At 51.3% G+C, this 13,389-nt stretch carries 15 protein-coding genes; 1 reads left to right on the plus strand and 14 read right to left on the minus strand.

Going from position 1 to position 13,389, the window contains the following annotated elements; genetic code table 11:
* Positions 1-163: 163 nt before the first annotated feature.
* The 13 genes from SG35_RS01060 to flgB all read right to left on the minus strand — a co-directional run bounded on the left by SG35_RS01060 (position 164) and on the right by flgB (position 11,601).
* Positions 164-1,195, minus strand: coding sequence for a flagellin N-terminal helical domain-containing protein (locus SG35_RS01060; protein ID WP_044833728.1), 1,032 nt, complete (start codon positions 1,193-1,195; stop codon positions 164-166).
* 412 nt (positions 1,196-1,607) lie between these two features.
* The gene (locus SG35_RS01065) at positions 1,608-2,621 is read right to left on the minus strand and encodes a hypothetical protein (RefSeq protein WP_044833727.1); all 1,014 of its coding nucleotides are present in this window, start codon (positions 2,619-2,621) and stop codon (positions 1,608-1,610) included.
* A 2-nt stretch (positions 2,622-2,623) separates the two neighbouring features.
* Positions 2,624-3,520, minus strand: a complete 897-nt coding sequence (gene flgL, locus SG35_RS01070; RefSeq protein ID WP_044833726.1) for a flagellar hook-associated protein FlgL — start codon at positions 3,518-3,520, stop codon at positions 2,624-2,626.
* Positions 3,521-3,584: 64 nt separating this feature from the next.
* Entirely contained in the window at positions 3,585-4,916 is a 1,332-nt protein-coding gene (gene flgK / locus SG35_RS01075; protein WP_044833725.1) for a flagellar hook-associated protein FlgK, read from the minus strand.
* A gap of 3 nt (positions 4,917-4,919) precedes the next feature.
* On the minus strand, positions 4,920-5,396 hold the full coding sequence (locus SG35_RS01080; protein WP_044833724.1) for a rod-binding protein: 477 nt from the start codon (positions 5,394-5,396) through the stop codon (positions 4,920-4,922).
* Positions 5,396-6,517: a flagellar basal body P-ring protein FlgI gene (locus tag SG35_RS01085; RefSeq protein ID WP_044833758.1), complete on the minus strand. Its 1,122-nt coding sequence runs from the start codon at positions 6,515-6,517 to the stop codon at positions 5,396-5,398. The genes SG35_RS01080 and SG35_RS01085 overlap by 1 nt, the downstream gene beginning before the upstream one ends.
* 21 nt (positions 6,518-6,538) lie before the next feature.
* Positions 6,539-7,219: a flagellar basal body L-ring protein FlgH gene (flgH, locus tag SG35_RS01090; RefSeq protein ID WP_044833723.1), complete on the minus strand. Its 681-nt coding sequence runs from the start codon at positions 7,217-7,219 to the stop codon at positions 6,539-6,541.
* Positions 7,220-7,231: 12 nt separating this feature from the next.
* Complete coding sequence (gene flgG / locus SG35_RS01095; protein WP_044833722.1) at positions 7,232-8,017, minus strand: flagellar basal-body rod protein FlgG; 786 nt, start codon at positions 8,015-8,017, stop codon at positions 7,232-7,234.
* Between the two features lie 29 nt (positions 8,018-8,046).
* Positions 8,047-8,775 carry a flagellar basal body rod protein FlgF gene (locus SG35_RS01100; protein WP_274055315.1) on the minus strand — a complete coding sequence of 243 codons (729 nt, stop codon included), beginning with the start codon at positions 8,773-8,775 and terminating at the stop codon, positions 8,047-8,049.
* 150 nt (positions 8,776-8,925) lie between these two features.
* Positions 8,926-10,122 carry a flagellar hook protein FlgE gene (gene flgE, locus SG35_RS01105; protein ID WP_044833720.1) on the minus strand — a complete coding sequence of 399 codons (1,197 nt, stop codon included), beginning with the start codon at positions 10,120-10,122 and terminating at the stop codon, positions 8,926-8,928.
* A 9-nt stretch (positions 10,123-10,131) separates the two neighbouring features.
* Positions 10,132-10,800: a flagellar hook assembly protein FlgD gene (locus SG35_RS01110; protein ID WP_044833719.1), complete on the minus strand. Its 669-nt coding sequence runs from the start codon at positions 10,798-10,800 to the stop codon at positions 10,132-10,134.
* Between the two features lie 4 nt (positions 10,801-10,804).
* Positions 10,805-11,227 (minus strand): flagellar basal body rod protein FlgC, encoded by a 423-nt coding sequence (flgC, locus tag SG35_RS01115; RefSeq protein ID WP_044833718.1) that lies wholly within the window; start codon positions 11,225-11,227, stop codon positions 10,805-10,807.
* A gap of 2 nt (positions 11,228-11,229) precedes the next feature.
* Positions 11,230-11,601 carry a flagellar basal body rod protein FlgB gene (gene flgB / locus SG35_RS01120; protein ID WP_044833717.1) on the minus strand — a complete coding sequence of 124 codons (372 nt, stop codon included), beginning with the start codon at positions 11,599-11,601 and terminating at the stop codon, positions 11,230-11,232.
* Positions 11,602-11,765: 164 nt separating this feature from the next.
* Here flgB and flgA point away from each other — a divergent pair, with 164 nt between their 5' ends.
* Complete coding sequence (flgA, locus tag SG35_RS01125) at positions 11,766-12,464, plus strand: flagellar basal body P-ring formation chaperone FlgA (protein WP_160298316.1); 699 nt, start codon at positions 11,766-11,768, stop codon at positions 12,462-12,464.
* Between the two features lie 122 nt (positions 12,465-12,586).
* On the opposite strand, the gene SG35_RS01130 is transcribed toward flgA, so the two are convergent.
* Positions 12,587-13,210: a calcium-binding protein gene (locus SG35_RS01130; RefSeq protein ID WP_053043149.1), complete on the minus strand. Its 624-nt coding sequence runs from the start codon at positions 13,208-13,210 to the stop codon at positions 12,587-12,589.
* Positions 13,211-13,389 lie beyond the last annotated feature (179 nt).

Raw genomic sequence — 13,389 nt, forward strand, 5'->3', positions numbered from 1 at the left:
CCTCCGGCGAACCCTGTGTGATTTCAGCATCCGCAATTAACGTCATATTAAAAATAAAAATAAAAATAAAAATAAAAATAAAAATAAAAATAAAAATAAAAATAAAAAAAAGCACCGGCAGCTTGATTGGGAGTAACACCGCCGGTACTTGACGCGTAAAAAATTAACGCAGTAAGCTGGTTACCATGCCGCTGATCTGGTTGGCATTACTTAATACCGACATACCAGATTGCATCAACATTTGGTTCTTCGTCATGCTTGAAGACTCAGAAGCAAAGTCGGCATCCATGATACGGCCTTTAGATAACTCGATGTTTTGGTTCATGTTGCCTAAGTTATTGATGGTGTGATCTAAACGGTTGATTGACGCACCGAACTGACCACGTAAGTCACCCACTTCAGCCAATAAAGAATCCAGGTTATCCATAGCGGCTAAGGCCATGGTTTCGTTGCTGGTACCGGCAACCACTGTGATGGTATCGGTAGCTGAATCATAACTTTGGGTATCGTAGTTGTTACCGGCATTGGTAATAGTGTCTTCGTCATTGAAGATGGCGCCTAAAGTATCAACACGGGCTGAGATATCGTTGATAAGATCTGCTACGTCAACGTTCATACGCTCAGATGTGGAAGCACCGATTTGGAAATTCAAACCTCCGCCCGCTGCGAAACCTGCCTGGTTAGAAAAAGTAACAACACCAGAGTCTAAGGTTGAAGCAGTACCCGGAGCACCGGCAACAGCTGCAGTACCAAGAGTTGCAGCAGTACCTGTGCTGGCAAATAATTTGTTGCCAGAACCGTATTCGGTGTTGCCTAAAATGTTACCCAGCTCTTCTTTTAACTGCTGGAATTCGTCGTTTAATGACTTACGCTCAGTATCGCCGTTAGTGCTGTTAGATGCTTGCGTGGCAAGATCTTTCATACGGTGCGTGATGTTGGTGATTTCGTCAAACGCGCCTTCACCGGTTTGCAACATAGAAATCGCATCTTGTGCATTACGCATAGCAACTTGCTGACCGTTAGACTGAGACTGTAAACGTACCGCGATTTGCAGGCCGGCAGCGTCATCTGCTGCTGAGTTAATGCGCAGACCAGTACCTAAACGCTCCATAGCGGTAGATAACATGCTGTTGGTTTTACCTAACTGGTTTTGTGTTACCAGAGAGGCGTAGTTAGTGTGAATTGATAAAGCCATGTGGCATTCTCCTAATGTTACTTAAGCACAACATGTGCTTTGGTTAATTGAGCCGGGAATAATTGCCGGCTAGCGCATTCGTCAATGAACTAACCAGGGTTAACTTATTCAGTGACTCAGAGCCAAGTTGATGTACTACTTGGTTGCTACTAGAAGAAAGCGACAAGCTTTTGTGGATACTTAAATTTTTTTTGATCTTTTTTTATCTTTGTTAAATATATGATTAAAGCCGGGATGTTATTGGGATTGAACAGCTATCTCCAGATCGGTCATTTATGCGGCTGAGTTACGGGATGGGGGAGGAAATAAATGGCATTTGATTGGCTTTACAGGGTTTTATGGTGCCGGCTTGGCTGCCGTGAAAGGCTTTCCGCCGCTTTGCGGCGGGAATACGTTTTTACGCTAATTCTTCTTAGCTCTTTTTCTTGAGCAGGGCTACTGTGGTATCGCGGGAAACATTGGCCTGGGCCAGCAGGGCGGTCAGCCGGCTGCCGAAATCCCCTTGTTGCAAAGCCTGGCCGACTTGCTGCTCTACCGAGCTGATATCGATATTGGGCATGGACATTTGGGCGTCCTGGTTGAGTTGCCCGATAAAGTGGCGCACCTGGGCGATGGTGTTTTTGGTCTTGGCTTTGAGCTGTTTAACCGCGCTGAGGATTTCATCCGGTTGATCGTTCTCTATGATTTTCGCCAGTTCGCTTAAGTCGCTGCCCTGGGGCTGTAATTTTACCGGCACCGGGTTGCCCGCCGGGATCCGGATGCCTTCACCGGAAAATAAAACCGGCTCTTCCAGCATACGCTGCTGCTCTGTTGGTAAACTCAGCACCAGTTTTTGCCCGCTTGTGACGTTGGCGGAGATTTTTAACGGCGACAGTGCCCGGTTAATATTGTCGAGCATTTCTTGGGGCTGGCCATAAGCAGGCAAATGGAAGCTGACGGATTTGCCGGCGGCGGGGATCGCCAGGTTGACGGTTTCCGCCGCTTTTGGCGTTAAAAAGTCAATATTACCCAGTTGATAGGCTTTTTGCTCTCCTTGGGCATTGAGTAATTTCGGCTGTAAAGCGCCGCTGAGGTTATGGCTGACTTTGGCTTCGAGCTGACGAATTTGATCGGCGGTTTGCTGGGGGTGGCGAACATTGGTTTTGCTGGTCTGTCCGACATTGAGCAGTCCCCGGTAAACCTGGGTCAGGCTGCGCTCGGCCCCCTGGGCCTGGCTGTGTTTATTTTGCAACTGGCCGATGCTGGACCACATTTGAAAGCGGTTGGTATCGACTTTGGCCAGCGTTGATCTGGCTCCCGCCTTGGCCTGGCTGTCTTTGTTGCTGATCTGGTTGAGTGCAGCTGTTTTATTATTTGCCGTCGGCAGCGTGCCGCTACCTGCTCTTTCCTTGGTACCTGTCAGGTTAAGTTGCTGTAATAATTTCATAATTAGAGCTGGTCAAACAGGTTGAGCTGGTTGACCTTGATATACACCTGTTGGGTGGCCTGCAATGCCAGCTCAGCCTGGGTCAGTTGCATCGAGGCCTGGCCGTAATCCAGGGATTCCAGCTCAAGCTGCAGGGTCTGGCCGTAGAGTTCGATATCGTTATTGGTGTTCTCTACCTTGTCCAGGCTGTTGATGCGGCTACCAACCTCGGTCAATAATTTCAGGTTGCCGGTGATGCTGGTATCCAGGCTGTCGAGCATGTTGCTGACATCGTTGCCTACGCTGCCGGTCTGGGTATTGAGGACATCGATAAAATCATCCAGCTCCTGGAAAAAATCGCCGCCGTTAAAAAAGACCTTCTCGACATCGAAGTTGGAAGTGACCTGCACCCCTGAGGAAACGCTGATCTGGCGCCCCAGGTTATCGCCGGCATAGGAATAGGCCCCGGCGACCGGACCGGAAATCGGTGCGGTTTCGACCTCAGAGCCGGAGAACAGGTATTTTCCGTTACTGCCCTTGGCGTTGGCGGTGTCCATTAACGCGTCCTTAAGGGACTGCATTTCTGCCGCCAGTGCCTGGCGCTCCGATAAACCATAGGCGCCGTTACCGGCTTCCAGGGTAAGATCCCTGAGTTTGAGCAGGGTATCGGACATGCTGGAGATATAGGTTTCGGCGCTGCCCAGCTGGCGGCGGGCGTTGCTGATATTGCTGTTGAACTGCTCGATATTGGCCTGTTCTTTTTTCAGCGCCATCAGCTGTACCGTACCCAGGGCGTCGTCGGAGGGTTTAAGGATTTTTTTACCGGTGGCCATTTGCTGGCTGATGTTGGCAAAGTCTACCGCTCCCCGCTGGAAGCCGTTCATCATAAGTTGTTGTAACTGACCTGTGCTGACTCTCATGATGTTTCCTTAATACTGTTGTTCGCTAAAAAATTAAAAAATGCTTTCATTGCCATGTGCCAGGCTAAAACATCGACAGCAAGGTATTGAATAATTGCTGCGAGGCGCTGACCACCTTGGCATTGGCCTGGTAGGATTGCTGGTACTGGATCAGCGACATTGCCTCTTCATCGAGGTTGACGGCGCTGACGCTGTCCCTTTGTGCCAGGGCATCGTCGGCGATGCTTTTGCTGGCCTGGGCTTCAGCCCCGGCCTGGCCGCTTTGGATTGCCAAAGTGCCTACCAGGGAGTTATAGCTATCGTAATGGCCGTCTTTAAGGGCGATGATCTGGGATAAGTTGCTGTTATCCCCCGGGCCTGCCCCTATTGCGCCCAGGGCGAGATCTTCCGGTTCAAAGCCGGCGGAGATACTGAGGCTGCCGGCGGGATCTAACGGGTTATAGTCAAACAGTGGCGCGCCTGCGCCGGCTATGGTATTGATATCCTGCCCTAAGGCCAGCTGGTTATTGACATCGTCCGCCAGATCCTGCGCCAGCTGGTTCAAACTGGCTTCCGTGGTGTCGAGAATATTAGTTTCATAAGACAGGATACCGCCGAGTTGCCCGCCGATATCGCCGCTGAAAGAAAAGGGCTGTCCCGCCAGGTTGACCTGGTAGTCGTTGCCGACCCGGGTTAGGCTGGCGGCGCTTGACCCCAATACCAGCGGCTGGCCGCCGGTCATGGACAGGGTGTAGGAGCCGTTATCCATACGTGCCACTTCGACATCCATTAACTTGGACAGGGAATTGACGGTTTCATCTCTCTGGTCGAGCAGCGCAGAAATATTGGCCCCCTGGGCGGTGCCGTCGACAATTTCCTGGTTCAGGGTCGCGACCTCGGCAAACAAACTGTTGGCCATCTCCAACATGCCGTCCGCCTGCTCTTCAATTTGCACCCGCTGGATATCCAGGTTGGCCGCCAGGGAATTAAATTTTTGCGTGAGTGCTTCGGCAGAAGAAATGATCAATTGCCGCGGCGCGATACTGCTGGGTTCGGTGGAAGCGGAATTAAAGGCATTGAATAAATCGTCCATGCCGACCGACAGGCTGAGGTTTTCGTTGGCCAGCAGCTGTTCGGCTACGCCGAGATAATCGCTGTAGGCCTGGTTAAAGCCGTAACTGGAGTTGCTGCGCCATAAGTTATTGTTGAGGTAGTCGTCGGTAATGCGGTTGATGGCAGAAACTTCTACCCCGGAGCCGCTGGACAGGGAATTATTGCTGTTGCTGATCAGTGCGCTGTTCACGGTTTGCTGTCGGGTATATCCGGCAACATTGCTGTTGGCGATGTTATTACTGACAACATTTAAGGCGATTTGTGAGGCGGTTAACCCTGATAAACCATTACTCAACATACTCATAGCTTATGAGGCTCCGGATTTATTAATCTTGTTCATGGTATTTACTTGCAATAGCGGTTGACGAAATGCGTCATGGCTTACTTCCTGATTAGCGACCGTATTGGCGGCAGACTTTAATTGGTCGTCGCTTTTATTTTTCTCCGGCGTCGCAACCGGGTTTGCTTCCCCGGCCTTTTCTGCCGGAGACAGCTGTTTCACCATGGCGTCGGCGATACCGATTGAACCTTTATTGATCATCGCCATGGTCAGCTGGCCGTCGTACATATCCCGGTACATGCGTTCCTGTTTGCTTGATACCAGAGAGTCCTCATCGCTGAGGGCATCGCTGGCATCGCGCATGCTTTTTAACACCATTTGCAGGAACAGGGTTTCGAATTGATCCGCCGCCTGCTCTAAGCCTTCGGCTTTGTTGGTGTTTTCCTTGATACTGTTGATTGCCTTGGGATCCAGGTAGATCCCGGCGTCGGTTATTTTAGTCATTAAATCACCACTAACTCTGCTTCCAGAGAGCCTGCTTCATGCAGGGATTGTAAAATGGACATCAGGTCATCCGGCGCAGCACCTAAACTGTTGATAGCTTTGACAATAACATCAAGCGAGGTGCCTTCTGGCCAGACAAACATAGGGTTTTCCCCTTTTTCGATGTAAATCGAGGATTCCGGCGTGGTCACGGTATTGCCCTGGCCAAACGCGTTGGGCTGGCTGACATTGCTGCTCTCAACGATAGTCACGGTTAAATTGCCGTGGCTGACGGCGGCTTTTCTGACTTTGACATTGGCCCCCATGACTACGGTACCGGTGCGGCTGTTAAACACTACCCTTTGTTTAGTGCGGCCTAGCTCTACTTCGATTTCTTCAAGCATGGACATAAAGGTGACCCTTTGTCTGGCATTTGTCGGTGCGGCTACCGCCACCCTGTGCTGGCCCTGGGCGCGGGCAACATCCGGGCCGAAAAGGTCATTGATGGCCACTTCGATATTGCGGGCGGTTTTAAAGTTTGGCCGCTTTAAATTCAGGATCACATCCTTTTGCTCGATAAAATCGGAGCCGATTTCCTGTTCGACAATGGCGCCGTTGGGAATGGTGCCGGTCGTCGGGGTATTAACGGTAATAGAAGAGCCGGAAGTGCCCTGTGCCTTGATACCGCCGACCACCAGGTTGCCCTGGGCAGTCGCATAAATTTGCCCGTCGATGCCTTTTAACGGCGTTAACAGCAAGGTGCCGCCGCGCAGGCTTTTGGCATCGCCGATAGAAGAGACGGTGACATTAACCAGCTGGCCTTTACCCGCCTGGGGCATAATATCTGCGGTCACGGTGACCGCGGCGACATTTTTCAGTTTCGGGTTGGTTCTGTCGTCCAATGTCACGCCGAACTGCTGCAGCATGTTGACCATGGACTGGCTGGTAAATCTTACCTGGTTTTTATCGCCGGTGCCGTCCAGACCCACCACCAGGCCGTATCCCACCAGCTGGTTTTTTCTTAACCCCTGGATGTCGGTGATATCCAGCAACATCCTTGCCGGTTTGGCGTGGGCCACTTTTACTTGCGACAGCAGCAATAACCCGGAGAAGAGCAGGAGAAAAGCGCATATTTTTTTCATGTTAATTTTCACTTATCAAGCCTAAAAAGGGAACCAGCCGCTGTTGAAGAAACGCGACAGCCAGCCCTGTTGGTTGGCTTCCGCCAGGGCGCCGCGTCCGGCATAGGTGATGCGGGCATCGGCGATGCGCTGTGAACTGATGCGGTTGGCACGGTCAACGTCTTCTACCCGGATAAGGCCGGTCAGGCGGATATACTCATCTCCCTGGTTGAGCTTGATCCATTTTTCGCCGTTGATGCGCAAAGCGCCTGTGTCCAATACCTCGGCGATGGTCACGGTAATGGCGCCGGTCAGGGTATTTTGCTGGCTGGCGCTGGAGCTGCCGTTAAAGCTGCGGTTGCTGCCAAAGCCAAAACTGCCGCTTTCATTGGTGTTGGGGAACACGGCGCTGTAGGTGCCGCTGGTATCGCTGCTTTTACCTATATCGGTATCGGCCTTTTTACTGGATTGGGTTTCTTCATCTAACATCACGGTCAGGATGTCGCCGACACCGTAGGCGCGCCTGTCCTGAAACATATTCAGCAGGCGGGCATTTTGCAATAAACTGCCGTCTTTTGCCTTAGGCGCCGTAGCGGGTAGTGCTTTGGTTACCGTCGGTTGCCATTGCCTTTCCCCGGGTTGTGGCTGTGCCGGGTGATAGCTTGTGGCGCAGCCGGACAGAAAAAGTACCCCAAGGATGAAAGTGAAGCGTTTAGCCAGCATCAAAAGCTCCTTCTATAACGCCTGGCTGATGAATTTCAGCATCTGATCCGAAGCGGAGACCACCTTGGCATTCATTTCATAGGCACGTTGGGTGGAGATCATATCGACCATTTCTTCTACCACACTGACGTTTGAGCCTTCCAAAGTCCCCTGTTTCAGCTGGCCGAGGGAGTCTTCTCCTGCCACCCCTTCAATCGGCTCACCGGTAGAGCCGGTGGCGACATATAAATTGCTGCCGATGGCTTCCATCCCGGCGGGATTGGCGAAATTCACTAAGGTAATTTGGCCGATTTCCTGCGGGTTGACCTCTCCTGCCTGCAGGGCGCTGACGATACCATCGCTGCCGACGGTAATGCTGACCGTATTCTCCGGAATTTGGATATTGGGTACCAGCGGCAAACCGTCGCCGTTGACGATTTCGCCGTCTGAATTTAAATTAAACTGGCCGTTGCGGGTGTAGGCAATTTCACCGGTTAATTGCTCTACCTGGAAGAAACCTTTGCCGACGATGGCCATATCCAACTCTTGCCCGGTATTGGAAAAGGTGCCTGAGGTGAATACCTTTTGCGTGCCCAGGATACGGACACCGTTACCCACCTGGATGCCGGTGGGGACTTCATTTTGCTGATCTGCCTGGGCGCCCGGCTGGCGCTGGATGTCATAAAACAAATCAGAGAAAGCGACCCGGTCACGTTTAAAACCTGTGGTATTAACGTTGGCCAGGTTGTTGGAGATAGAGGTCATCTTGGCATCTTGTGCCGCTAAACCGGTTTTGCTGACCCATAATGCTGAGTTCATAATGATTCCTTAATTCTTAATGCTAAGCGTTACGAGCCGCTGATAAGTTTGTTGCCGCTTTGGGCCAGTGTATCTGCTGTTTTCATCATCTTGATTTGCAATTCAAACTGGCGGTTGACCGCCATGGATGACACCAGCTCGGTGACGGCGTTGACGTTTGAGCTTTCCAAAAAGCCGGAGACCAGCTCGACTTCATCGCTGACCGGGGCCTGGGCGCCGTTTTTCAGGTACAGCAAGCCGTCCTGGCCTTTGGTCATGGCGGTATTGTCCGGTTTTACCAAAGTGATCTGTCCCGCTTCGATTTGTGCGCCGCCCCCTAAGGGGATGACGCTGACGGTGCCGTCTTTGCCTATGGTGATCTGCTGGTATTCCGGCAGTATCAGCTGGCCGCCGTCGGCGAGTACCGGGTTGCCGTTGATAAACGCCTGGCCGTCGCCGTCGACCATGATATTACCCGCCCGGGTATAGGCTTCCTGGCCTGATGGCGCTTGCACTGCCAGGTAACCTTCACCCTGGATGGCGACATCTAAAGTGCGGCCGGTTTCCTGTAGCTGGCCGCTGGTAAAGTTGGTGCCCGCCTGCTCCGACTGGCTCATATACCGGGTGTTAAAACCATAACCGTCGACCTGGTAGGCGGCGGTGCGCTCAAGATCGGCACGGAAACCTGTGGTATTGACATTGGCCAGGTTATTGGCGCGTATTGTCATTGAGGTTTGTGCCTGTTTCGCTCCGGAAAGCGCGGTATATAAGAGTTCCATAATTCAGTCTCGGCTTATATTGGTTGTCTGCTTAATTAAAACGAGCTGAACAGCACTTGCGTCATCTGTTGCGCTGATGCTGAACCGGGTGTGAGCGCGTTGGCCCTGCTTACGTTCATCATGCTTATCCTGCTTTGTTTATTTGCTTGTTTAGAACGAGCTGAACAGCACTTGTGTCATCTGTTCGGCGGCGCTTATGGTCTTGGCATTGGCCTGATAGTTGCGCTGGGCGGTCATTAGGTTCACCAGCTCGCCGGTTAAATCGACATTGGAACCTTCATAGGCACCCGAGCTCAGGCTGCCCAGGGTGCCGCTGTCGGGCACACCCAGCATAGGTGCGCCGGAAGCAAAGGTTTGGGTCCAGGTAGTGTTATCTCCCTGGCTCAGGCCGTCCGGGTTGGCAAAATCTGCCAGGATGACTTTGCCCTGTAATTTGTCCTGACCGTTGGTGTAGACGCCATAAACCGAACCGTCGTCGTCTACCCGGATATTTTTCAGTTCACCTGCGCCGTAGCCGTCGGTTTCGTTACGGCTTAAGCTGAAATCGGCGTTGTTCTGGCTCATATCTGTCAGGGAAAGATCAATGGCCAGGTTATTGGCGCCGTTGGTGACATTATGGGTAAGGTTTACTGCAGCCGCCGGAGTCAGCAGGTTGCCGCTGGCATCAAAAGTTAATGCCTGGGTTGGCGTGGTGCCAGCCGCTGCGCCGTCGACAAAATAATGGGCATCCCAGGTACTGGTACCGGTTTTAACAAAGTACTGGGTCAGAACGTGCTCTGTACCCAAGGAATCATAAACCGTGCTGGACTGGGAGTAGTTGTACATATCCGGTTGGATGCTGGCCGGGTTCCAGGCGGTTACCGGTATCGCCGAATCGGCTTTTAGGTTGGCGGCAAAGTTTACTATGCTGGATTCGCTGGCCTGTAATGTGCCGGTTGCTACCTGTAGATCCGTAACCACACCCTCAAGTAAAGCACCGCTGCTGTCCACCGGGTAACCCTGCAATTTGGCGCCGCTGTTGCTGACAATATAGTTGCTGGCATCGCGGTTAAAAGTACCGGCACGGGTATAGGCGGTTTCACCGTTGTTGTTTAGCACAAAGAAGCCGCGGCCGCTGATGGCCATATCCATAGAGCGGCCGGTATTGATCACTGAGCCGTCGCGGTCAAAGTTGCTGGAAACATCTGCCACCTCAACACCGCCGGGTAAACCGCCGCTGTAGATAGCGGAGAATTCCGCCCGGCCAGATTTAAATCCGGAAGTATCCACGTTGGCGATATTTTGTGAAATCACGTTCAGCTGTTCGTTGGTGGAGCGAAGTCCTGATAAACCTATACTAAAAGACATGGCGGTTCCTTAACTGTTATTCTGGCTAAATTCTGAGACAGAGAACAGGGAAACACTCCCCATTCCGGTAAGTGCAAGCTGGATATCGCCGCCGCTGGACGGCAGGCTGACTTTTTCCACGTTGCGGTGTAGCCAGGGGGTCTGGCTGCTGATGTTTTCCCCGTTGTGTACTTCAACTTCAAACAGGTAGGAGTTTTCATCGAGCTCGTCGAGTTCAAAGGCGATTTCATCCTGGCTGACATACTGCCAGTCTTGCTCCTGGATCACCTGGCCGTTTAAGTCTTTGATTTTTAACACGACCTTATCGGCGCTGCCGTCAAGCTTGATCACACCCTGGGGTTTTTCCCCCTGCTGGGCCGCAAGCGATGAAGCCGGTACCAGGACGTCTTTGCCGATCAGCGAAGTACTTTGCAGTACCTGCTGGGTGTACATTAAGTCTGCCTGTTCCGTCTGACCGCTGCGCAGGTATTCTATGCCTTCCACCATGGAGAATTCTGCCAGCTGGCTGACATATTCGGTGCCGTCGAGGGGGTTGAGCGGATCCTGGTTTTGTATCTGGGCGACCATCATTTCCAGGAATTCATTTTTCAAACCAAAAGCTGAGTTGGTGCTGGTGCCGGAAGTCAGGCCAGAGGCACTGCTGCTGATGCTGGAACTGTCATTAGTAATAGCTGACATGCTGTTATCCTTTTCCTAAGCGCAACAAACTTTGCTGCATACTGTTGACCCGGCGCATCACTTCCACCGAACCTTCGAAACTGCGCGAAGCCGACATCATATCCGCCATTTCATCCACGGCGTTGACATTGGAGTAATAGACATAACCTTCTTCATTGGCCAGGCTGTTTTCAGGCTCGTAGCGGCGTTCGATGGCTTGCTGCGACTGGGTTACCCCCAGCATCTGTACGCTGGCGCCGGTGACCTGCATTTCTTCCTGGCTGGTTTGGTAAATCGAGGAGAATACCGGTTTTAATGCGCGGTAGGCCTCCTGTTCGCTGCCGGCGGCAGCATCGGCATTGGCCAGGTTGGAGGCTACGGTATTTAACCTCAGTGTCTGGCTGCGCATGGCACTGCCGGCAATTTCATAGATGTTGTTAAATGACATAATTAGCGTCCGTCTATTACTTTTTGTAGACCCTGTATTTTCATGTTCAGGAAGGTAAGGCTGCTCTGAAAATCCATGGCATTGTTATTAAATTTGCTTTGTTCCACGCCCATTTCTGCGGTATTGCCGTCCAGCGCAGGCTGGTAGGGCACGCGATATTGAGCTTCCATGGACAATTGCGGCACAAAGCCAGAGCCTGAGTTGTTAAACTGTGACTCGACATCCGCCATGGCGGCTTTAAAGTCATAATCCCGGGCCAGATAACCCGGGGTATCAACATTGGCTAGATTGCTGGCGAGTATTTCGCTGCGCTGCACTCTTGCTTGTAAGGCATAGGGATGAATGCCCAAGGCTTTATCAAAATTTATCGCCATTACCTGAAAAGTCCTGTGGTTCTGTTATCATAACTCTGCACTTAGGTATCAAAAGCTGTGCCACTAATTAAAGGTTTTATATTTCAATGATTTACTTGTTTTTTGGCAAAAAAGGGAAAGCGGAAGCGGAAGGTGTTTTTCCGCAGGGGAAGCGGTGCTTTTGTATGCGGAAACAGTATTTTTTCCCTGGCTTGTTACTGATAACGGTTTTATTTATCTCGGGTTTTGTCCGGGCGGGAGAATTTGAGCTGCAAGTGAAAAACGATCTGCAAACTTATGCACAGCAAATGGCATGGCCAGAATACCGGGATGAGATTAATACCTGGCTACCGGGTAAAGCCAAGCAGCTGCCGGTGTGTGAACAGCAGGTTCAATTTGATTTGGCCAACCAGAGCCGGCCGCCGCTTGGCCGGGTGCATTATCTGATCTCCTGTACCAGCCCTAAATGGCAGATCAGGGCGCAGGCAAAAATTAAAGTGTGGTTGGATGTTTGGCATGCGAGAAACGACATCGCCGTTGATCAGGTGATCACTGGTGGTGATGTATATCTGAAAAATATCGAAATCAGCCGCTTAAACCGGGAGTTTTTTACCGCCGGGCAAAAAGTCGAAAACAAACGCAGTATCAGGCGGATACGCGCCGGTAAGCTCATTAACGGCGGGCAGTTAAAAAACGTTTATCTGGTGAAGAAAGGTGAAGAAGTGTTGATCCGGGCGCAGCAGGGAAACTTTATTGCCACCATGAAGGGCACGGCATTGGAAAATGGCATGTTAGGGGAGAACATCAAGATAGAAAATAACTCCTCGAAAAAGAAAATACAGGCCCGGGTGACTGAAAACGGTATCGTTGAAACGTTGTTTTAACCGTTCGGATGTTAGCAGTTTAATGTTTTCTATTACTTATTCAGTCTGGTGCTTTCCCTAAAAATATTTAATAGGGCGCCATATAGGCGCCCCTGACATGGTAAACAGTCGAGTGACCGGTTTTATACCCAACCGGTTGTGTCGTAACCTAAGCCGTCTGAGCCGGCAATAAACTCAACCACATTGTTGCCACCGAGGAAGAAGTCTTCGATGATTGCACCTGTGTCTATGTTACCGTCGGCGGCATCTGCTTTAGAGGTCACATAGAGGTCATCGCCAATGCGGTAGATGGCCAGTTCAGCCGCAGTAATGTCTTGCATAACCAGGGTGTCGTTACCACCGCCGAAGCCGGTTTGGCCTGTCGGGGATTTGTCATCGTTGATGGTATCAAAGCCGCTGTAACCCGCTGCCGAATAATAAACATCGTCACCGGTTGCGCCCCATAAGCGGTCATTGCCGTTTTCGCCGACAAGACGGTCAGCGCCGTCGCCGCCCAACAGCAGGTCATCGCCGTTGCCGCCGAACAGGGTGTCGTTGCCCGTACCGCCGATCAGGGTGTCGTTGTTGCCCATGCCCCAGAGGGTGTCGTTGCCTGAGCCGCCGTCAATAAAATCTACATAGCCATTACCCTGAAGCTGGTCATTACCACCAAGTCCGCTGATGGAATTTGCCGTTTCACTCCCGGTAGGCACTAATTGTGAGACATAGACATCATCTCCGTTGGTCAAACCTTGTGCAATTGCCATTTAATACTCCTTTAATTAAATTGTTTTTATTTGGCCGTATACAGATATGGAGATCATGGTAAACTTGGCTATCATGACAACTTCCCAATAATCTGCATAGCCGACAGCAACTTAGCACTGTATTTTTTTCTTGGCAAGAGAAAAAATGTGTATTTTTTATGAGCAAAATATTTATTGAT

The sequence above is a fragment of the Thalassomonas actiniarum genome (assembly GCF_000948975.2).
In the GTDB taxonomy this organism is placed as follows: domain Bacteria; phylum Pseudomonadota; class Gammaproteobacteria; order Enterobacterales; family Alteromonadaceae; genus Thalassomonas; species Thalassomonas actiniarum.